Below are 19,399 nucleotides of genomic sequence, written 5' to 3'. Positions count from 1 at the left end.
GACCATCACCGGTAACCTGGCGGAGTGACAGGCTCGGAAGCATCCCCCTCGTTCCGGCTCGCGTACGTCCCGGGCGTGACACCCACCAAGTGGGTGCGGATCTGGAACGAGCGGCGGCCCGACATCCCGCTGACCCTGGTCGCGGTCTCCGCCGCCGAGGCGTTCGACGTGCTGCGCGGCGGTGAGGCCGACGCCGGTTTCGTACGCCTGCCGGTCGACCGGACCGACCTCAGCGCCATCCCGCTGTACGCGGAGACGACCGTCGTCGTGGTCCCGAAGGACCATGTGGTGGCGGCGGTGGACGAGGTGTCCGCCGAGGACCTGGCCGACGAGATCGTGCTGCACCCCCTCGACGACACCCTCGACTGGGAGCGCCCGCCGGGGCAGCCCGCCTTCGAACGCCCCGCCACGACGGCCGACGCCGTCGAGCTGGTGGCGGCGGGCATCGGCCTGCTCGTCGTCCCGCAGTCGCTGGCCCGGCTGCACCACCGCAAGGACCTCACCTACCGGCCGGTGACCGGCACCCCGGAGTCGCGTGTCGCCCTGTCGTGGCCCGAGGAGCGGACCACCGACCTGGTGGAGGACTTCATCGGGATCGTCCGCGGCCGGACCGTCAACAGCTCCCGGGGCCGCGCCCAGACACCGGCCAAGGCCGAGCCGAAGGCCAAGCGCCCCGACGCCGCCGCCGCCCGGCGCAAGCCCGCCGCGGGCAAGCCGGCCGGCAAGAACACGCGGACCGGCGCCGGATCGGGCGGCGCCAAGGGCGCTACCAAGGGTGGCTCGAAGGGCGGCGCCAAGCGCGGCAAGCCCGGCCGCCGCTCCTAGGCGCCCCGGGGCTCACCCCCGATGCCGGACCACCTCGTCCGCCAGGCTCCGCTCGTAGCGCAGGCCCGGCCGGCCGCTCAGCTCGACCTCGCCGCAGGGGGTGAATCCGGTGCGGGCCAGGACGGCCCGCGAGGCGGTGTTGTCGAGGGTGGTCCTGGCGCGCAGCCCGGTCAGGCCGTACTCGGTGGCCGCCAGGGCGCAGACCTCGCGCACGCCCGCCGTGGCCAGTCCCCGCCCGGCGGCGCGTTCGCCGACGCGGTAGCCCAGTTCGGCCCGGCCGTCCGCCACGTCCACGAGGTTGACCCGCCCCAGCACCTCGCCGTCGCTCTCCACCAGCAGATGGAAGAAGCACAGCCCCGTGGCCTGTTCGGCGAGCAACTGCTCGTGACGTGCGGCGAAGTGGGCGAAGTAGTCGTCGCCCCGGTCGGGTACGGACGCGGCGAGGTAGGCGCGGTTCTCCGACTCGAACGCGAGCAGGGCCGGGGCGTGACCGGGACGCAGAAGCTGGAGTCGGGGCATGGCCGGCATGCTACGCATCCGGTTCCGCGGCGGCGATCGTTTTTCCGGCCCCGGCCGGCCCGCCGGGTGGGGGCGTTCGCCGCCACCGGACGGGCGCGACGGCTGCCCGGCCCGCCAGGGGAGTTTGCCACCCGGTGGGAACCGCGGGAGCGCGCCGTACGCCGTCCTGGCCGGGCGCCGGAGCGGACCGGCTGGTCGGGTGATTCGGGTCACCATCCCGTGGAAGCGGCGGATCACCGGACATCAGTGGAATGGAAACCACTGAGAGGGAAGGTGCGGGAGGTGCTTGAGTTCACTGATCCCCTCATCCATCTGGCCCGCCGCCGCCGGGAACCCGCAGTGGTACAGGCCCTGCGCTCCACGGCCGCCGCCGTCATCTCGTACGTCGTGGCGCTTCAGCTCAGCAGTGAGCCCGCGCCGCTCACCGCCCCGCTGACGGCCCTGCTCGTCGTCCAGGTCACCCTCTACACCACGCTGATCACCGGAGTGCGACGGGTGAACTCCGTGATCGCGGGCGTCCTGCTCGCCATCGGGTTCAGCGCGCTGGTGGGGCTGACCTGGTGGAGCCTCGGGCTCATCATCCTGGCGGCGCTGGTGATCGGACGCTTCGTCAAGGCCGGGGAGTTCGTCCCGGAAGTCGCCATCAGCGCGATGCTGGTGCTCGGGGTGACCCGGGTGTCGGCGACCGCGTGGGACCGCGTCCTGGAGACACTCATCGGCGCGGGCGTCGGCATGCTCTTCAACGTGCTGTTCGTGCCACCGGTGTGGGTGGAGTCGGCCGGCGAGGCCATCGAGGAGCTGGCGGCGCGGATGAAGCGGCTCCTGATCGACCTCGCGGAGGAGGTGGGCGGACACACCCCGGTCGCGCGGGCGGCGGCCCGGCTCCACGAGGCCCGCAGGCTCGACCACGACATCGTGCAGGTCGACGCCTCGCTGCGGCAGGCCGAGGACAGCCTCCGGTTCAACCCCCGGGTCAAGGAAGGGCTGCTGTCGCGGATCGTGCTGCGCACCGGACTGGACACGCTGGAGATCTGCGCGGTGGTGCTGCGGGTGGTGTGCCGGTCCGTCACCGACCTCGCCAAGGAACGTACCGAGGAACACCTCTTCGAACCCGAGACCGGGATCGCCCTGCGGGACGTCTTCGAGCACATGGCCCAGGCCGTGGAGAGCTTCGCCGTACTGATCACCACGCAGGTCCGGGCGAACGCCGAGGAGGCAGAGAACCGCTTCGCCGACGAGCTGGCGGCGGCCCGCGCCAGCCGCGACCGGGTCGCCGTGCTGCTGCTCGCCCAGGTCCGGCGCGACCCCAGGCAGTGGCAGCTGCACGGCGCGCTGCTGGCGGAGGTGGACCGGATCCTGGACGAACTCGACGTGGAGAAGCGCTCCCAGCGTCTGGTGGAGGAGCTCGACCGCCACTCCCGCGAGCGCCGTGAGCGCTACCGCTTCCTCGGCCGGCTCCAACGCGGCCTGCGCGTGCGCGATTCACGGCGTGCCGACGGCGGCGTCTAGCGCGTGCCCTCCGGTGGCGGGTGGCGGTCAAGGACCCGCCGCCACCGCCCGGCAGATAATCCCGTGCCGACGCCCCTGCCGGACTCCTACACTCGCACCGCGGCGGCCACTACGGGCCGTACACCTACCGGTTGAGGGGAGCGCGGCATGCGTGCGTACACCGCTGTCGTCGTTTCCCCGTCGCGGTACGACGTGATCCTGGTGTCCATCTCCTCCCGGTGACGGCTGCGCGGCCGTCACCGGCTGCCCGCGACGAACTCCCGACCACCGCCCGCGGGGCACGCCCCGCGCGGCGGTCCGGTCATGGGCCGGATCCCTCCCTGCCGCCCCCAGGGCCGCATCAGGGATTCTCGCCCGCCTGCGGACCCCCGCGTCTCGTCCGGGAATCGCGCTGCCCGAAAACACCTCGCACCGAAAGGCCCCGGGCCGTGCGCACCAACCTCCGCCCCCACTCCACCCGTTCCCTGACCGCCGTCCGCAACCTGGGCATCCTCGCCCACGTCGACGCCGGCAAGACCACCGTCACCGAACGCTTCCTGTACGCCACCGGCGCCACCCACAAACGCGGCGAGGTTCACGACGGCACCACCGTCACCGACTTCGACCCGCAGGAGCGCGACCGCGGCATCACCATCTTCGCCGCGGCCGTGAGCTGCGATTGGGACGGCCACCGGATCAACCTCATCGACACACCCGGCCACGTCGACTTCTCCGACGAGGTGGAGCGCTCGCTGCGCGTGCTGGACGGCGCCGTCGCCGTGTTCGACGCGGTCGCGGGCGTCGAGCCGCAGAGCGAGTCGGTGTGGCGGCAGGCCGACCGGTACCGAGTGCCCCGGATCGCGTTCGTGAACAAGCTGGACCGTGCGGGCGCGGACCTGGACACGGCGGTCGCGTCGATCCGGGACCGGCTGCACACCGTCCCGCTCGTCGTCCAGCTGCCCATCGGCAAGGAGGACGGCTTCACGGGCGTGGTCGACCTGGTACGGATGCGCGCGCTCGTGTGGGCCGCGGGCGGTGGGGCGTACCGGGAACTCCCGGTCCCCGACGAGCTGCGCGCGCAGGCGCTGCGCCGCCGTCGGCTGCTGGAGGAGACCGTGGCGGAGCTCCACCCCGTCGCCCTGGAGGAGTTCTGCGCCGGGGCGGCACTGCGGGACGACACCCTGGCGGCGGCTCTGCGCGACCTCACGCGCGGGGGCGAGGGCGTCGTGGTGCTGTGCGGCTCGGCGTACCGCAACCGGGGGATCGAGCCGCTGCTCGACGCCGTGGTGGCCTATCTGCCGTCCCCGCTGGACGTGCCTGCCGTACGGGGCACCCTGGACGGGGAGGTGCTGGAGCGGGCCGCCGACCCGGCCGCGCCCTTCGCCGGGCTGGTCTTCAAGGTGACGGCGACCGCCACCGGCCGCCTCACCTATGTGCGGGTGTACGCGGGGACCATCGGGAAGGGGGACACCGTGCTGGACGCCACGGCCGGGCGCACCGAGCGCGTGGGGCGCGTCCTGCGCGTACAGGCGGACCGGAACACCGAGGTCTACCGGGCGTCGGCCGGGGACATCGTCGCCCTGGTCGGCCCCAAGTCGGCGCGCGCGGGTGCCACTCTGTGCGCCCCGGGCGCCCCGCTGGTCTTCGAGCCGCCGTCCGTCGCCGCGCCCGTGGTGTCGGTGGCGGTCGAGGCGCGCAGGAGCCTCGACACGGACAAGCTGGCCACCGCGCTCGCCCAACTCGTCGAGGAGGACCCCTCGCTGGCCGTACGGACCGATCCGGAGACCGGGCAGACGGTGCTGTCGGGGATGGGCGAGCTGCATCTGGAGGTCGCGGTGGAGAAGATCCGCCGCGCCCACGGCCTGGAGCTCGGCGTCGGGGCGCCGCAGGTCGCCTACCGCGAGACGGTCGTCCGAGGGGTGACCGGCCTGCTGTACCGGCATGTCAAACAGGAGGGAGGAGCAGGACAGTTCGCCCATGTCGTCCTCGACGTGGAGCCGCTGGAGTCGACCGCCGGAGCCACCGGCGGCGCAGGGGAGGGCTTCGTGTTCCGTTCGGCCGTCACGGGCGGGCGGGTGCCTCAGGAGTACGTCCGCGCGGTCGAGGCCGGGTGCCGGGACGCGCTGGCCGGTGGACCTCTCGGCGGCCATCCGGTCACCGGGCTGCGGGTCACGCTGGCCGACGGCGCCACCCACTCCAAGGACTCCTCGGAGATGGCGTTCCGCGCGGCGGGGCGGCTGGCGCTCCGGGAGGCCCTGCGGGCGAGCACGATGGCGCTCCTGGAACCGGTCATCGAGGTCACCGTCACGGTGCCGGACAGCGCGGTCGGCGCGGTCCTCGGTGATCTGGCGGCCCGGCGCGGCCGGGTCGGTGGATCCCTCGCCCGGGCGGGCACCGCGGTGGTCACCGCGACGGTGCCGCTGGCCGAGCTGTTCGGCTACGCGTCCCGGCTGCGCGGTCGCACCCAGGGCCGGGGCACCTTCACCACGCGGCCGGCCGGGTACGCCCGCGTCCCGGCCGGGGTGACGGACACCTTGCTGACCCGCTGACCGCTGAGACCCGCTGAGCCGCGCGATGGTCCCGCCCCTACCGGGGGGCGGGACCATACCGGCATGTCGGCTCGACCCGGAGCTACCTGTTCTTGATCTGTACGCGCTTGATGTTCACCGGCAGCGTCGGGAACCCGTCACCGGGCCCATTCTGGTCGTCCTCGCCGCCCGCGGCGATCTTCTGCAACACGTCGAGTCCGGCCGTGACCTTCCCGAACGGCGTGTAGGCCGGGGAGAGTTTGGTGTCCTTCCAGACGAAGAAGAACTGGCTGCCGTTGGTGTTCGGCCCGGCGTTGGCCATCGCGACCGTACCGGCCGGATAGGTGGCGCCGGTGAGGTTCTCGTCGGGGAAGGAGTAGCCCGGGCCGCCGCTCCCGGTACCGGTCGGGTCGCCGCACTGGAGCACATAGATCCGGGCCGTAGTGAGCCGGTGGCAGTGCGAGCGGTCGAAGTAGTCGCGCTGGGCGAGGAACTTGAAGGAGTACGTGGTGCACGGGGCTTTGTCCGTGAGCGCCCGGAAGGTGATGGCGCCCTGGCCGGTGCGGAGGGTGGCGCTGTACGGCTTGGCGGCCTTCACCGGGTCGAAGACCGGTATCCCCTTGAAGTTGTCCGCGGGCACGGCCGGTGTGTAGGCGCAGGTCGTGGGCGCGGTGGGGGAGGCGGCTGCGGCCTGCGTCGCGGCGCCGAGCGGTAACAGGGCGGCAGCGGCGAGCAGGGCGTACGGCTTACGGAGCACGGAAGCGGTCCCTTTCGGATCGACACCGGACGGGGTGTGCCAGGGCCATGGGTGTGTCATGGCCGCCTCATCCTGCCCGCTGTGGCACGCGCCATGCGCGGGACCGGCCCCCGGGGCGGTCCCGCGCGCGGCTGACCCCGGACGAGGTGTCCACCACCGGGGCCGGCCCGGCGAAAGCACGCGGGCCGAGGGCGCGTCGGCCGGATCAGGCCGCCGCCCTGGCCTGGCGGCGGTAGCCGCCGGGCGCGAGGCCGTACTCCCGCTTGAAGGCCTTGGCGAAGGCGAACTCCGAGCCGTAACCGGTGCGCGCCGCGACCGAGGTGAGGGGGGCGTCGCTCTCGCGCAGCAGCCGCGCGGCCGTCGTCATGCGCCAGCGCGTCAGATACGCCATCGGGGGCTCGCCCACCAGCGTGGCGAACCGCCGGGCGAACGCGGCCCGGGAGAGCCCGGCCCGCTCGGCCAGCGTCTCCACCGTCCACGCCGCCGACGGGTCGTCGTGGATCGCCGCCAGGGCGGGCGCCACGGCAGGGTCGCCCAGGGCAGCCGCCCACCCCCGCGCGGTGGTGGCCGGCTGGTCGTCCAGCCAGGCGCGCAGGATGTAGAGGAGCAGGGAGTCGATCAGGGTCGGCACGATGCCGTCCGAGCCGACGCGCGGGTTCTCCAGTTCCGAGCCCAGGAGCTGGACGGCGGCGCTCAGTTCGGGGTGGCGGCCGTGCCGGGTCTCCAGATGGATCACCTCGGGCAGCTGGTGCACCAGCGGGTGCGGGCGGCCCTGGTCGAGGTGGTAGTTGCCGCACAGCAGACTCGTCTCGGGCCCCTCGCCGCCGACCGTGACCGACCCGATGGGCGAGCCCTGGTCGCACTGCTCGGCCCTGGCCTCCTCGGCCACCGTCGAGGGATGGTCGGCGAGGATGTGGCCGCGCCCGTCCCGCAGGAAGACCACGTCCCCCGGGTTCAGCGGTATCGGCTCCAGGTGCGGTGGCGCGTCCTCCAGCGGGACCAGCCAGCACGTCCCGTACAGCACCACATGGAATCCCGCGCCCGCCACCGGGGGCAGCCGCAGGCCCCAGGGGGCGCGGCCGTTGGTCCGCACGGACGCCGGGTGTCCCGTGCGCATCGAGGCCAGCGCCTCGGTCAGGATGTCCATACGGTCCCGCCCCTCTTCTCCCCGGCCCTCCGCTGTCAGACCGTCAGGACAATCTTGCCCTGGACCTGCCCCGAGCCGACCAGTTCGTGTGCCTTGGCGACCTCCGCCAGCGGGAAGGTCTCCTCGACGTACGGACGGATCAGGCCCGCGTCCACCAGCTCGGCGATCGCCTCCAGCGCCGCCCGGTCCGGCTCGACCGACACACCCGCGAAACGCCGTCCGGCCGCCTCGACGCGCGCGGCCACCTCCGCGTCGTGGTGCTCCAGGATGCTGATCAGTACACCGCCGGGGCGCACCGCGGTGACGGAGAGGTCGGACTGAGCCGTGGAGTCGAGGAGGATGTCGACCTTCTCGACGGCCTCGGTGAAGTCGGTGGTGCGGTAGTCGATGACCTCGTCGGCCCCGAGGCCGCGCACGAAGTCGTGGCGGGCCGCGCTGGCCAGGGCGGTCACCCGGGCGCCGCGCGCCTTCGCGATCTGCACCGCGAAGTGCCCGACACCGCCGGCCGCGCGCTGGACCAGCACCCGGTCGCCGGCCTTGACGCCTGCCTCGCGCACCAGCCCCTGCCAGGCGGTGAGGGCCGCGAGCGGTATGGCGGCGGCGTGCACATGGTCCAGGGAGGCGGGCTTGAGGGCCATGTGGTCGGCGGGCACGGCGACGTACTCGGCGTATCCGCCCGCCGCGCGCGGGAAGAGCGGCATCCCGTACACCTCGTCGCCCACCGCGAACCGGGCGCCGGGGCCGACCTCCTCGACCACACCGGAGACGTCCCAGCCCACCGAGAACGGGGGCTCCCCGAGCAGCGGGAAGGAACCGGCCCTGACGGCCACGTCCACGGGGTTGATCGCCAGGGCGTGGACCTTGACGAGGATCTCACCGGCTCCCGGCACGGGCCGGTCGGTCTCGACGACCTCCAGGACCTCGGGGCCGCCGACGGACTTCTGGATGACTGCGCGCACGGTAACTCTCCCTGAGTGGTGTTCTCTTGGCTGATGTCCTCAACCCTAGGGAGATCGAACGAGCCGCAGAATGGCCTTCCGTCTCACGTACATGTCCCAGCGTCTCGCCGCCCGGCGCTTCCGGTGGGGACCGGCCGGTTCAGCGCAGCCGGGGCGCGCTGCCCGGCTCCCAGCGCTGCTGGTACCGGGCTGCCGAGGCACCCGCGGCGAACGCGGCCGAGGACGCGGGGGAGGTGCCCACCCGCCAGTCGATCTCCTTCACCGCCTGGTACCAGATGACGCCGATGACATCGCGGTGGCGGGGCAGGGCGCGGAACATACCGGTGATCCACTCGGCCTTGCGCCCGGCCGCGTCGGTGGCGCCCACCTCGGTGACGACCAGCGGCTTGCGGGTGAAGCGGCGCAGTTCCTTCAGGGACGGGGTGAACAGGGCCTCGAAGGACTGGTAGTTCTCCTTGCCCACGGTGCCGTAGTACCCGGACAGGCCCACCCAGTCCACATAGGCGTCGCCGGGGTAGAGCCGGGCCAGCGGGGTGGAGTTGGTGTAACTGATGTTGGGGCTCCACACCCACACCGCGTTGTGCGCGCCCGCCGCGTCGAAGATCCGGTGGACGTGGCGCCACGCCTCGACGTACTCGCCGCGGCTGTTGGCGTTGGACTGCTCGCACCACGGGTACCAGTAGCCGTTCATCTCGTGGGCGAGACGGATGGCCACGGGGTAGCCCAGCGAGGCGATCCCGCGCGCCCAGGAGCGTACGTACGCGTCGAAGTCGCCGTCGACGATCCGCGACAGACGGTACGCGGGCTGCTCGCCGCGCAGCCGGGGCTCCGCCGCCTCCTCGCGGTGGTCCCACGGCTCCCAGGCGACCATCGGCAGCATGCCCCGTTCCGCCACCCGGTCCAGGGCCGCCGCGTCGAAGCGGTCGTGTGCCCAGTCCGCCGAGAACTCGAAGACCTGCGGGCGGTGCCCGGTCCGGCGGGCGAAGTCGGCGGCCTCCGTGAAGTCATGGGTGCCCTGGGAGGTGAAGACGCCGAGGAACGTCTTTCCGGGGGCGGGGAAGGGAGCCGGGGCGGGGGTTGCGGGGTGGCGGGTCGCCTCGGCGCCGGGCAGCCGGGTGGTCGGGGGCAGCACGGCGTCGGCACGGGCCGCCGCCGCGCGACGGCCCCGGTCCGCGACGTCCGGCGCCACTTGGAAGGTGTACCAGCACAGGGCGACGGCACAGAGCAGCACGAGCACCCTCGGCGCCGTGACCCTCACCGGTCGGCCCTCGCCGTGCGCAGCCGTGCGGAGAGGCCGTCGGCCAGGGCGAGGAGCGGCGGCGCCGAACCGGCCGCCAGACACAGCAGCGTCCAGATCCGCATACCGGTGTAGTCGTGGTGGTGCGTGAAACTGACCGCCAGCAGCCCTGCGGCCACCAGCGCCCACAGCAGATGCAGCCGGAACGTGCGCGGTGACTCCGAGCTGCGCAGCTCGCCCTTGGCGGTGACGACGTACGCGAGCGGGCGGCGCAGCAGGGCGTTGACCGCGGCGGCGATGTACACCGGCCCGGCGAACAGGGTCAGCAGGATTCCCGCCGTGCCGATCTCGCGCCGCTCGTGCTCGGCGAGGTGGAACCGGCGCAGCCACAGCCACAGCGCGAACGACCCGGCCATGCCCGCCGACCAGAGCAGGAACCAGGGCAGGCCCGGCAGTTGGATGGAGGAGACCCCGAGCAGCATGTACAGGGCGGTGGCGAGGGTGCCGAGCGCCAGGTTCACGGCGATGCTCGGGTAATAGAACTGCACCAGGTCGTACAGCAGACGCTGGCGGGCCCGCAGGCGGATGCCGCGCCGCAGGCGGGGGTTGAGCTTGATCTCCCAGATGCCGTACGCCCAGCGCTTCTGCTGGTTGAAGTAGTCGGTCCAGGTCGTGGGCCCCTCGCCCACGGCCACCACGTCCGGGGTGTAGACGCCCTTCCAGCCGTTGCCGGTGGCGGGATTGGTCGTGCCGTGGACGCGCATGCTCGTCAGATGGTCCTCGATGATCGAGTCCTGGTAGCCGCCGATCTGCCGCCAGGCGGTCACCCGGTAGAGGTGGTTGGTGCCGATCAGCAGGGGGGCGTCCAGGCCGTTGGCGCCCCGCTCGACGATGCTGCTGAACAGGTACTGCTGCACGGAGGCGCCGTGGGCGACCCAGTTGTCGTACGCGTTGCCGTACACCTGGGGGGCGACCACGAACGCGGTGTCGGGGTCGTGGAAGTAGCCGAGGGTCCGCTCCAGGAAGCACGGCAGCGGCACATGGTCGGGGTCCATCTGCGCCACCACGTCGTACCGGTCCTCGTGCTCGGCGCGCCACGCGTTGTGGTTCCCGGACTTGGTGCGGGCGCGGAACGGGCCCGAGGGCCGGTTGTACTCGGGGCGGTTCCTGCGGCTGAAGTGGTGGACGCCCAGACGCGCGCCCATCTGCCGGACCGCCGGGTCGTCGCCCTCGTCCAGGATCCACACATCCACCGCGCAGTCCCAGCGCTCCACCTCCAGCATCGCGCGCAGGGTGCGCTGGACGACGGCGAGCGGCTCCTTGGCGGGCACGATCGTCGTCAGCAGCGCGACCCGCAGCTTGGCCGGCGGGGTCATCGGGATGGGGTCGCGCGCCCGGAAGGCGAACACCCAGATCGCCACCGCCTGCACGACCTTGATCGCCTCGACCGCGACGACCAGGCAGAACCCGACCCGGGCCAGACACAGCCCGCAGCCGCCCAGCCCCGTCACACCCGGGCCCGGCACATGCTCGGGCAGCAGCAGCCAGCCGATGAAGGCGAGGTCGGCGAGCGCGGTCGCGGTGACCAGCGCCGTGAGCGAGATCCGGTCACCCGTGCGCAGGACGGAGAGGTACGCCACCGCCCGGCGGGGGTTGGCCAGCGGGCCGCAGCCCCGGGCCGCGCTCCGGTACGCCGTGACGGCCCGCGCGTTGCGGCAGGCCCTCCTCTCGGCGCGTGCGACCAGCCGGGATGCGTATCCGGACATGTCCCCCCCTTGCTGACCGACACCATCACAGTGGTGTGAACAGGCCGCTACTTGCGGTGAGTAGGACAATCGCCGGCCGGTGTCCGGTTCCCGCCCCTCGGCGCGGTCGGGTGTTCGGGCGCGCGTCAGAGGCGCACGGCGTAGAGCGCGCTGTCGTCGCAGCCGAAGTACACTGTGTCCTCGGTGATCGTCGGGGCGTGCACCGGAGCGGGGGCGAGATGGCTCCAGAGCTGCCGGCCCGTCGCCGCGTCGAGCGCGTACAGCCTGCTGTCGTCGCTGCCCACGCACACCACGGCCCCCGCCACCGCCGGGGCGTGCACATCACCGGCCGCCGGGAACGTCCAGCGGGTCCTGCCGGTGGCGGCCTCCAGCGCGTACAACCGCTTGCCGCCTCCCACGTACACCAGCCCGCGCGCGACCGCGGGGCCGGCGCCCACCGAGGCCCCCTGGAAGCGCCAGACCTGCTGTCCACGGCCCGCGTCGACCGTGTACAGGCCGCCGTCGGTGCTGCCGAAGTGGACCAGGCCGCCTTCGACGGCCGGGACGCCGGAGACGGCGCCGCGGGTGGTGAAGGCCCACCGCTTCTCGCCGGTGGCCGCGTCGACCGCGTACAGGCTGGTGTCGCTGCTGCCCACGTACACCGACTCGCCCGCCACGGCGGGCGAGTGCGTGTCGTTGCCCGCGGTGAAGGCCCAGCGGCGCTCACCGGACGCCACGTCCACGGCGTGGAGCCGGTGGTCGGCGCTGCCGACATAGGCCACACCGCCGGTCACCACGGGGGTGTGGACGATGCCCCGGGTGGTGTACCGCCAGCGGATCGCCCCCGAGCGCGCGTCGAAGGCGTACAGGACGCGGTCGTCGCCGCCGAGATAGACGCCGCCGCCCAGCACGGCGGGCGCGGAACCGATGGCGCCTCCGGTGGTGTACGCCCAACCGCGCCGCCCGTCGGCCGTGTCGAGGGCGTACAGGGTGCCGTCGTTGCTCGCGGCGTAGACCAGGTCGCCCGCCACTCTCGGATACGACAGGACGGTGCCCGTGGTCGCGAAGCGCCAGCGCGTCGACCCCGCCCCGGGGGAACCGCCGCCCTGGGACAGCGCCCAGCCGGCCGCCGCGGCGCCACCGGCCGCCAGGACGCCGACGGCCGAGTACAGCACCCGCCGCCGGCCCACCGGCGGGCCGGGCGGGGGCGCGGGGCGGGGCGGTCCGAACGCCGGGGTGGGCGTGTCGGGGAGCATCGGCGCGGTGTCCTCGCCCTGCCAGGGCTCCGGCAGCCAGCCCGGCGCGAGCAGTTCCCCCGGCGGACGCCCGCCGGTGAGGGCGTGCAGCAGCGCGGGCAGCTCCGGGCGGTCGGCCGCCTTCTTCGCCAGGCACCGGCCGACCAGGTCGCGCAACCCCGTGGGCACCGCCTGGAGATCGGGCTCCTCGTTCACCACCCGGTAGAGGAGCGCGGGCACGGACGCCTCCCCGAACGGGCTGGTCCCCGTCGCCGCGTAGGCCAGCACCGACCCCAGCGAGAACACGTCGGTCGACGGCTCGACCGGCAGCCCCTGGATCTGCTCGGGCGACATATAGCCCGGCGAACCGATCGTGGTCCCGGTCAGGGTGAGACCGCTGTGCTCGCAGAGCCGGGAGATCCCGAAGTCGATCACGCGTGGCCCGTCCTGGGCGAGCAGCACGTTGGCGGGCTTGAGGTCGCGGTGGATGAGGGAGGCGCCGTGGATCGCGGTGAGCGCCTCCACCAGCGCGGCCCCGAGCGCCCTGACCGAACGCTCGGGGAACGGACCGCTCCGCCCCACCGCCCGCTGGAGGGAGGGGCCCGGGATGTAGGCCGTGGCCAGCCACGGCCGGGGCCCCTCGGGGTCGGCGTCGACCACCCCGGCCGTGAAGAAGCCGCTCACGGCACGGGAGGCGATGACCTCACGGGCGAACCGCTGCCGGAAGGCCGGTTCCTGTACGTACTCGGGCCGGATGACCTTGATCGCGACCTGCCGGCCACCGGGGGAGTACCCGAGGTAGACCCGGCCCATGCCGCCGCTGCCCAGCCGGGCGACCAGCCGGTACGGCCCCACGGCGGTCGGGTCGTCGGACTCCAACGGCTCCAAGGCGCCCCCCGGGTCGCATCCTGGACGTCACCACGTCGCTCGTCGCACAGCGTAGCGCCGCTCAGGCGGCGCCGCCGACCCCCGGAGCCACGAACCGGCGGTGCAGCGGGAGCAGTTGGGTATCCGGCTGACCGGTGATGCCCACCTTCTCGACGGCGGGCGCGAGCCGTTCGGCGAAGAACCGTTCGAAGTCCTCCGGGGACTCCCAGACATCGGTGACGCGCAGGGTGCCCGTCTCGAACCACGCCACATGCAGACAGGCGCCGTCGGGCACCCGCTCCTCCCAGCCCACGGCCTCACGGACCGCGTCGTACTGCTCGGGGCTGACCCCGGCCCAGCTCAGCGACAGGACGACGGCCATCGTCCACCTCTCTCCTCGTCCCGCCCGCCCTCGTGGGCGGGGCGGGCCAATTCTCGTCGCCGGGGTCCGTTTTCGGACACACCTCCTGAAGGCGCGCGGCAGCGTACGGGAGCGCGTACGGCGACCGCCACGCCCCCTCGACCGGGCGTCACCCGGACGGCCGCCCCGGCGCATCCGTCGGCCCCGGTCGCCACCCGTCCAGCGGCTGTCGGCGCGCCACGGCGCCGGGCGGACGCGAGCCTGGGGCTGTAGCCCGTCGACACCTTCCCAGGAGAACCCGTGCCCTCTCCCCGACGTCTGCTCCGTGGCGCGCTCGCGGTCGCGGTCCTCGCGCCGGCCCTGCCGGCCATGACGGCCGCCGCCGAGGGCCCGCCGTCCGGGGCGGTCCGCACGAGCCGGGTGGAGTGGGCCGACGGGGCCTTCCGTTCCGTCTGCGGCACCCGTCGGGGCGCCGCGCCCGACCGCCGCACCTTCCGCTTCTTCGACGAGGCGGGGATGGAGGCGGTGGCCTCGCGCATCACCCGCGACGGGCAGGGGACCGTGCTGTGGACCGGCCACCTCACCGGCCACCCCGACCGGCCCGTGGCCCTCGCCATCGACGGCGCGTGCGGCCAGGGCCCGCCGAGGGTGGCCGGAGAAGTGCATCTGGGCAGCAGGCGGTATGTGCTCGACGCCGACCGGGCGGGCGCCTCCACCGTGCGCGAGCTGACCTACGCGGGGACGTCACCCCGGCACGACGACATCGTACGGATCGAACCCCCCCGGGGCACCCGGCCCGTGCGCCCCGCGTCCGTGCCCCCCGCCCCGCCGGCCCGGCAGGCGGGGACCGGGCCGCGAGTCGCGGTCACCGCCCCGGTCATCGATCTGCTCATCGGCTACACCCCGCACACCGTGAGCAGCACCAAGGGCGGGGTGGAGGCGCTCGACCTGAAGGTGAAGGCCGCGGTCGCGGGCACCAACGCCGCCTACTCCGAGAGCACCGTCACCGCCCGGCTCAATCTGCTGGGCACCTTCACCACCAAGGCGTGGGAGGGCGACGACAGCGACGCCGAGGGCATCACCTACGCCCTGTCGGACCCCGAGAACCCGCGCTACGCGGGCGCGTTCGCCACCGACGCGCGCAAGCAGCGGGACGACAGGGGCGCGGACCTGCTGCACGTGCTCACCCAGTTCACCCCCCGGCCCGGCGCCGTCTACACCGCGGGAACGGCCAACACCCCCGCCCTGCCGAAGATCGTCCCCGGCGCCGCCGCCTCGTCCGGCAGCGCGGGCGAGGCCTTCGGCGCCCAGCAGGCCGACACCCTCGGCACCTACCACCTCGCGCACGAGATCGGGCACAACTTCGGCCTCAACCACGACTACGTGACCGACCCGGTGGACCGCGCCGACCCCCGCTACCGGCCCGTCAACCTCAACCCGTACTACCCCGACAACCACGGCCATCTGCCCGCCGACCGCACCTGGACGGACATCATGGGGTACACCCTGGCGTGCGCGGACGCGGCCAGGTGCGAGACGAAGCTGTGGTTCTCCAACCCCCGTCAGACGTACGGGGACACGCCCAGGGGTGTGCCGCTGGGGCAGCCCCGGCCCGCCGACTGCGTCCGGGTCATGAACCTCACCGGCCCGGTCCTCGCCAACTACCGCACACCGCCCGCCCCCAAGGCCCCGACGGCCCGGTACGCGCTCACCGCCGCCCCGGACGACCCCGGGCACGGCACCGTCACGGTGGCCGCGACCGGCCTCTTCGACAAGGGCGACCAGGTCACCGTGGCCGCCGTGCCCAAGGCGGGCTACCGGCTCGACCAATGGACCGTGGACGGCAGGCCGCAGCCCACCCGGGCGGGCGAACTCACCGTCACGATGGACGGCGACCACTATGTGACGGCCCGGTTCGTCCCGGCGGCGACTACGACCGCGCCCGCGGCGTCCCTCGTCCCCGCGGCGGCGACCGGCGCGCCGAGCGCGCTCCCCGACTCCACCCCCACCGACTGAACGGACCCCCCATGCACCTCCGGCACACTCTCGGCGCCGCCTCGGCCGCCGCCGCGCTCAGCCTCTCCGTCGCCGCCCAGCCCGCGGTCGCCGAAAACGTGTCGGTGGGGCTGGTCACCGCGTTCGCCGCCGCCACGGACTCTTCGGCGCACCGCGCGGTGACCTACGCGCCCGCCTGGGTGCCGGTGGGCACCATGGTCGCCGTCGGTGAGTCCGCGGCCGACACCACCAGCCGCTTCGAACTGAGCCTCAAGGGCGCCCTGCCCAACCACACCTACGGTGCCCATGTGCACCGGATGGCGTGCGGCACCAGCCCCGAGGACTCGGGCCCGCGCTACCAGAACCAGCCCGACCCGGTCCAGCCGTCCACCGACCCGGCGTACGCCAACCCGCGCAACGAGGTGTGGCTCGACCTGACCACCGACGCCCGCGGTGACGGGAAGTCCACCGCGCAGGTCGCCTGGCGCATCCGGCCGGGCGAGGCCAACTCGCTGGTGCTCCACGAGACGGCCACGGCCACCGACCCCGGGCACGCGGGGACCGCGGGCGCGCGGCTGGCCTGTGTCAACGTGCGCTTCGCGCCCGTTTTCGGCGCGGTGACGCGGCCCGGCCCGCCCGCGCCGCTAGCCTCGCTCCATGACTGACACCTTTGAGCACAACCCCCGGGTGTGGACCGCGGCGCGTCTGCGCGAGGCCCTCCAGGGGCTGCCGGACGACACCCCGATCCACGTCGGTGTCGCGGACGGACCGGGCGACTTCGACGGGTACAGCGAGTACGCGCTGGTCAACCTGGAGCCCGTCGAGAAGGACGACGACGCGCACGCCGGGGTGGAGTACACCCTCTTCGCGGACTTCAAGGCCGGCCAGTACCACTTCGACCTGGACTGATCCGGCTACTCGAAGCGCGAGGTGTCGCCCGCCCCGCGGCGGACGATGGTGGCCTCTCCGTCGGAGAAGTCGATGACGGTGGTCGGGTCGGTGCCGCAGTCGCCCGAGTCGATCACGGCGTCCACCACGTGGTCGAGGCGCTCCTTGATCTCCCAGCCCTGCGTCATCGGCTCGTCCTCGTCGGGCAGGAGCAGAGTGCTGGAGAGCAGCGGCTCGCCCAGGTCGGCGAGGAGTGCCTGGGTGACGGTGTGGTCCGGGATGCGCACCCCGACGGTCTTCTTCTTGGGGTGCAGCAGCTGGCGCGGCACCTCCCTGGTCGCGGGCAGGATGAAGGTGTAACTGCCCGGCGTCGCCGACTTGATGGCCCGGAACACGTCGTTGTCGATCTGTACGAACTGGCCGAGCTGCGCGAACGTCTGGCACACCAGGGTGAAGTGGTGCCGGTCGTCGAGCCGGCGGATCGCCCGGATCCGGTCGAGGCCGTCGCGGTTGCCGAGCTGGCACCCCAGGGCGTAGCAGGAGTCCGTCGGGTACGCCACGAGCGCGCCGGAGCGGATGCTGTCGGTCACGCTGCTGATGGTGCGGCGCTGCGGATTGTCGGGGTGGACATCGAAGTACTTGGCCATCCGCCGAGTCTACGGGCCGCTCCCCGGCAGTCCCGGGGGTGCCCGTTCACCCGTCGGGGTGGTGCCGGGAGCGCCGCCGCCGCGTCCTGTCCGGCCGGGGCGTCAGGAAGCCAGGCGCAGGGCCCGGGCCACGTCCGCCGTGCGGGCCGAGGACGTGGTGGACTCGTAGCCGCCGCGCATCGAGGCGTCCGGGTCCTTGAGGCCGTTGCCGGTGACGGTGACCACCACGCGCTGCCCGGCGTCGAGGCGGCCCGCGCGGTGTTCGGCGAGCAGGCCCGCGATGCCGGCCGCCGAGGCGGGCTCGACGAAGACGCCCTCGTGGCGGGCGACGAGGCGGTACGCGTCGAGGATCTGCTCGTCGGTGACGGCGCCGATCAGGCCCCCGGAGCTGTCGCGCGCCGCGATCGCGCCGGTCCACGAGGCGGGGTTGCCGATACGGATCGCGGTGGCCACCGTCTCCGGCTCGGCCACCACCTCGCCGTGGACCAGGGGCGCCGCGCCCGCCGCCTGGAAGCCCCACAACCGGGGTGTGCGGGTGGCGGGACCGGCGGTGGCGTACGCCTCGTACCCCCGCCAGGCGGCCGTGATGTTCCCCGCGTTGCCGACCGGCAGGCAGTGGATGTCCGGCGCGTCGCCCAGCGCGTCCACGACCTCGAAGGCGACGGTCTGCTGGCCCGCCAGACGGTGGTCGTTGACCGAGTTCACCAGCGCGACCGGGTGGTGCTCGGCCAGTTCGCGGGCGATGCGCAGACAGTCGTCGAAGGAACCGGTCACCTCGACGATCTCGGCGCCGTAGCGGACCGCCTGCGCGAGCTTGCCGAGCGCGATGTGGCCGCGCGGGACCAGGACGGCGGCGGCGATGCCCGCGCGGGCCGCGTACGCGGCGGCCGATGCGCTGGTGTTGCCGGTCGAGGCGCACACCACCGTGCGCGCGCCGGCCTCCACGGCCTTGCTGACCGCGACCGTCATGCCCCGGTCCTTGAAGGAACCGGTGGGGTTGGCGCCCTCCACCTTCAGCCAGACGTCGCAGCCGGTGAGCGCCGACAGATGGACGGCCGGGACGAGCGGTGTGTTGCCCTCGTGGAGCGAGATCACGGGTGTGGTGTCCGTGACGGGCAGCCAGGCGCGGTAGCCGTCGATGAGACCGCGCCAGGGGCGGGTCCGTACGGAGGTGCTTGCGGAGGGGCGCTCGTCTATAGTCACGAACGTTACTCTAACCCGAGAGAATCACTGGTTACGTAACAATCGTTTCTTCATCGGCGAAGGCGGCGGGGGAGTGGCATGGCGAACGACGACGAGGTGACGGCCCGGCTCGGGGCGGTCTATCCGGAGCTGCCGCGCGGGGAGCAGGCCATCGTGCGCGTCCTGCTCGACGACTATCCGTTCGCCGCCCTGGGCTCGCTGCGCTCCCTCGCGGACCGGGCGCAGGTCAGTCCGCCGACCGCCTCCCGCCTCTTCGCCCGGCTCGGCTGGTCCGGCTTCGCCGAGTTCCAGGCCGCGGTACGGGCCGAGGGCCGTGAGCACGACCGCTCCCGGCTGCGCGAGTTCGTGGCCACCGCCCCGGACGGCCCGCGCCGCGCGGCCGAGCAGCTGCGGGCCGGCCTCGACGCCACGGTCGCCGCGGCCGGAGAGCCCCTGCTCGCCCGGATCGCCGCGCTGCTCTCCCAGGCGCGCGGGGTGTGGGGGATGGGCGGCCCCCTCAGCGAACTCGCCGCCGACTACCTGGTCCGCCAGCTGGCCAGTCTGCGCCCGGGCGTGCGCCGGGTCCCGGACGGGGCGGCCGAGCGCGCCCGGGTGCTGCTCGATCTCGGCCCCGGCGATCTGGTCGTCGCGTACGACTTCCGCCGCTACAGCGACACCACCGCCCGGTTCGTCCACGCGGCGCGGGCGCGCGGGACGCGGCTCGTGCTGGTCACCGATGCCTGGGAGTCCCCGCTGGCCGCGCAGGCCGAGGTGCTGCTGCGGCTGCCGCGCGACGCGGCGGGGCCCATCGCTCCGCTCACCCATGAGATCGCGGTGACCGAGCTGATCCTGGTCGCGACCGTTCCGCTGCTCACCGGGTCGGCCGGGCGCCTGGAGAGCCTCGACACCTTGACGGCCGAACTCGGCCAGGACTGACCCGGGCCGCGCGCGGACCCGGCGGTACGGCTCCCGCGCCCGGCCGGGGGCCACGGCCCGCTGTCCGCCGCCATGGCCGCGCT

Annotated in this window: 17 protein-coding genes; 7 read left to right on the top strand and 10 right to left on the bottom strand. The window is 73.6% G+C overall.

Annotated elements, in window-relative coordinates:
• Positions 1 to 24: 24 nt before the first annotated feature.
• Positions 25 to 825 carry a LysR substrate-binding domain-containing protein gene (locus tag ACZ5ID_RS11285; protein ID WP_468896023.1) on the top strand — a complete coding sequence of 267 codons (801 nt, stop codon included), beginning with the start codon at positions 25 to 27 and terminating at the stop codon, positions 823 to 825.
• 12 nt (positions 826 to 837) lie between these two features.
• Here ACZ5ID_RS11285 and ACZ5ID_RS11280 read toward each other — a convergent pair whose 3' ends face one another.
• Positions 838 to 1,344, bottom strand: a complete 507-nt coding sequence (locus ACZ5ID_RS11280; protein WP_468896020.1) for a GNAT family N-acetyltransferase — start codon at positions 1,342 to 1,344, stop codon at positions 838 to 840.
• 282 nt (positions 1,345 to 1,626) lie between these two features.
• On the opposite strand from ACZ5ID_RS11280, the gene ACZ5ID_RS11275 reads away from it, so the two are divergent.
• Both ACZ5ID_RS11275 and fusA read left to right on the top strand, forming a co-directional pair.
• A complete protein-coding gene (locus ACZ5ID_RS11275; RefSeq protein WP_468896018.1) occupies positions 1,627 to 2,853 on the top strand; it encodes an FUSC family protein in 1,227 nt (408 codons plus the stop codon).
• A 428-nt stretch (positions 2,854 to 3,281) separates the two neighbouring features.
• Positions 3,282 to 5,381: an elongation factor G gene (fusA, locus tag ACZ5ID_RS11270; protein WP_468896015.1), complete on the top strand. Its 2,100-nt coding sequence runs from the start codon at positions 3,282 to 3,284 to the stop codon at positions 5,379 to 5,381.
• 82 nt (positions 5,382 to 5,463) lie between these two features.
• Here fusA and ACZ5ID_RS11265 read toward each other — a convergent pair whose 3' ends face one another.
• From ACZ5ID_RS11265 to ACZ5ID_RS11235, 7 genes are all read right to left on the bottom strand, one after another.
• Entirely contained in the window at positions 5,464 to 6,117 is a 654-nt protein-coding gene (locus ACZ5ID_RS11265; RefSeq protein WP_468896012.1) for a peptidylprolyl isomerase, read from the bottom strand.
• 205 nt (positions 6,118 to 6,322) lie between these two features.
• Positions 6,323 to 7,264: an AraC family transcriptional regulator gene (locus ACZ5ID_RS11260; RefSeq protein ID WP_468896009.1), complete on the bottom strand. Its 942-nt coding sequence runs from the start codon at positions 7,262 to 7,264 to the stop codon at positions 6,323 to 6,325.
• A gap of 35 nt (positions 7,265 to 7,299) precedes the next feature.
• Positions 7,300 to 8,223: an NADP-dependent oxidoreductase gene (locus tag ACZ5ID_RS11255; protein WP_468896007.1), complete on the bottom strand. Its 924-nt coding sequence runs from the start codon at positions 8,221 to 8,223 to the stop codon at positions 7,300 to 7,302.
• A 139-nt stretch (positions 8,224 to 8,362) separates the two neighbouring features.
• Complete coding sequence (locus ACZ5ID_RS11250; protein ID WP_468896004.1) at positions 8,363 to 9,481, bottom strand: glycoside hydrolase family 26 protein; 1,119 nt, start codon at positions 9,479 to 9,481, stop codon at positions 8,363 to 8,365.
• A complete protein-coding gene (locus ACZ5ID_RS11245) occupies positions 9,478 to 11,226 on the bottom strand; it encodes a glycosyltransferase family 2 protein (protein ID WP_468896002.1) in 1,749 nt (582 codons plus the stop codon). The genes ACZ5ID_RS11250 and ACZ5ID_RS11245 overlap by 4 nt, the downstream gene beginning before the upstream one ends.
• Positions 11,227 to 11,351: 125 nt before the next feature.
• The gene (locus ACZ5ID_RS11240; RefSeq protein WP_468895999.1) at positions 11,352 to 13,328 is read right to left on the bottom strand and encodes an outer membrane protein assembly factor BamB family protein; all 1,977 of its coding nucleotides are present in this window, start codon (positions 13,326 to 13,328) and stop codon (positions 11,352 to 11,354) included.
• 61 nt (positions 13,329 to 13,389) lie between these two features.
• Positions 13,390 to 13,689, bottom strand: coding sequence for a hypothetical protein (locus tag ACZ5ID_RS11235; protein WP_468895996.1), 300 nt, complete (start codon positions 13,687 to 13,689; stop codon positions 13,390 to 13,392).
• A gap of 279 nt (positions 13,690 to 13,968) precedes the next feature.
• Here ACZ5ID_RS11235 and ACZ5ID_RS11230 point away from each other — a divergent pair, with 279 nt between their 5' ends.
• The 3 genes from ACZ5ID_RS11230 to ACZ5ID_RS11220 are packed head-to-tail and all read left to right on the top strand — an operon-like array spanning position 13,969 to position 16,572.
• The gene (locus tag ACZ5ID_RS11230) at positions 13,969 to 15,684 is read left to right on the top strand and encodes a reprolysin-like metallopeptidase (RefSeq protein ID WP_468895994.1); all 1,716 of its coding nucleotides are present in this window, start codon (positions 13,969 to 13,971) and stop codon (positions 15,682 to 15,684) included.
• Positions 15,685 to 15,695: 11 nt separating this feature from the next.
• Entirely contained in the window at positions 15,696 to 16,328 is a 633-nt protein-coding gene (locus tag ACZ5ID_RS11225; protein WP_468895991.1) for a superoxide dismutase family protein, read from the top strand.
• Positions 16,321 to 16,572, top strand: coding sequence for a DUF6225 family protein (locus ACZ5ID_RS11220; protein WP_406553491.1), 252 nt, complete (start codon positions 16,321 to 16,323; stop codon positions 16,570 to 16,572). The genes ACZ5ID_RS11225 and ACZ5ID_RS11220 overlap by 8 nt, the downstream gene beginning before the upstream one ends.
• 5 nt (positions 16,573 to 16,577) lie before the next feature.
• Here the strand turns inward: ACZ5ID_RS11220 and ACZ5ID_RS11215 are convergent, their stop codons facing one another.
• Both ACZ5ID_RS11215 and thrC read right to left on the bottom strand, forming a co-directional pair.
• Positions 16,578 to 17,198, bottom strand: coding sequence for an L-threonylcarbamoyladenylate synthase (locus ACZ5ID_RS11215; RefSeq protein ID WP_468895987.1), 621 nt, complete (start codon positions 17,196 to 17,198; stop codon positions 16,578 to 16,580).
• 102 nt (positions 17,199 to 17,300) lie between these two features.
• Entirely contained in the window at positions 17,301 to 18,395 is a 1,095-nt protein-coding gene (thrC, locus tag ACZ5ID_RS11210) for a threonine synthase (RefSeq protein WP_468896195.1), read from the bottom strand.
• 84 nt (positions 18,396 to 18,479) lie between these two features.
• Between thrC and ACZ5ID_RS11205 the strand changes: the two genes are divergently transcribed.
• The gene (locus tag ACZ5ID_RS11205; protein WP_468895984.1) at positions 18,480 to 19,316 is read left to right on the top strand and encodes a MurR/RpiR family transcriptional regulator; all 837 of its coding nucleotides are present in this window, start codon (positions 18,480 to 18,482) and stop codon (positions 19,314 to 19,316) included.
• Positions 19,317 to 19,399: the final 83 nt, after the last annotated feature.

The organism is Streptomyces sp. NPDC031670 (assembly GCF_055580545.1).
The sequence above is the reverse complement of the archived record's forward strand: the minus strand, read 5'-3'. Positions and strand labels throughout refer to the sequence as shown.

What these genes read in the sequence shown, in the direction of transcription:
- ACZ5ID_RS11280 (WP_468896020.1), bottom strand. Translation starts at nt 1,344, where the DNA reads ATGCCCCGACTCCAGCTTCTGCGTCCCGGTCACGCCCCGGCCCTGCTC.
- ACZ5ID_RS11260 (WP_468896009.1), bottom strand. Translation starts at nt 7,264, where the DNA reads ATGGACATCCTGACCGAGGCGCTGGCCTCGATGCGCACGGGACACCCG.
- ACZ5ID_RS11245 (WP_468896002.1), bottom strand. Translation starts at nt 11,226, where the DNA reads ATGTCCGGATACGCATCCCGGCTGGTCGCACGCGCCGAGAGGAGGGCC.
- ACZ5ID_RS11235 (WP_468895996.1), bottom strand. Translation starts at nt 13,689, where the DNA reads ATGGCCGTCGTCCTGTCGCTGAGCTGGGCCGGGGTCAGCCCCGAGCAG.
- ACZ5ID_RS11225 (WP_468895991.1), top strand. Translation starts at nt 15,696, where the DNA reads ATGCACCTCCGGCACACTCTCGGCGCCGCCTCGGCCGCCGCCGCGCTC.
- ACZ5ID_RS11220 (WP_406553491.1), top strand. Translation starts at nt 16,321, where the DNA reads ATGACTGACACCTTTGAGCACAACCCCCGGGTGTGGACCGCGGCGCGT.
- ACZ5ID_RS11215 (WP_468895987.1), bottom strand. Translation starts at nt 17,198, where the DNA reads ATGGCCAAGTACTTCGATGTCCACCCCGACAATCCGCAGCGCCGCACC.
- ACZ5ID_RS11205 (WP_468895984.1), top strand. Translation starts at nt 18,480, where the DNA reads ATGGCGAACGACGACGAGGTGACGGCCCGGCTCGGGGCGGTCTATCCG.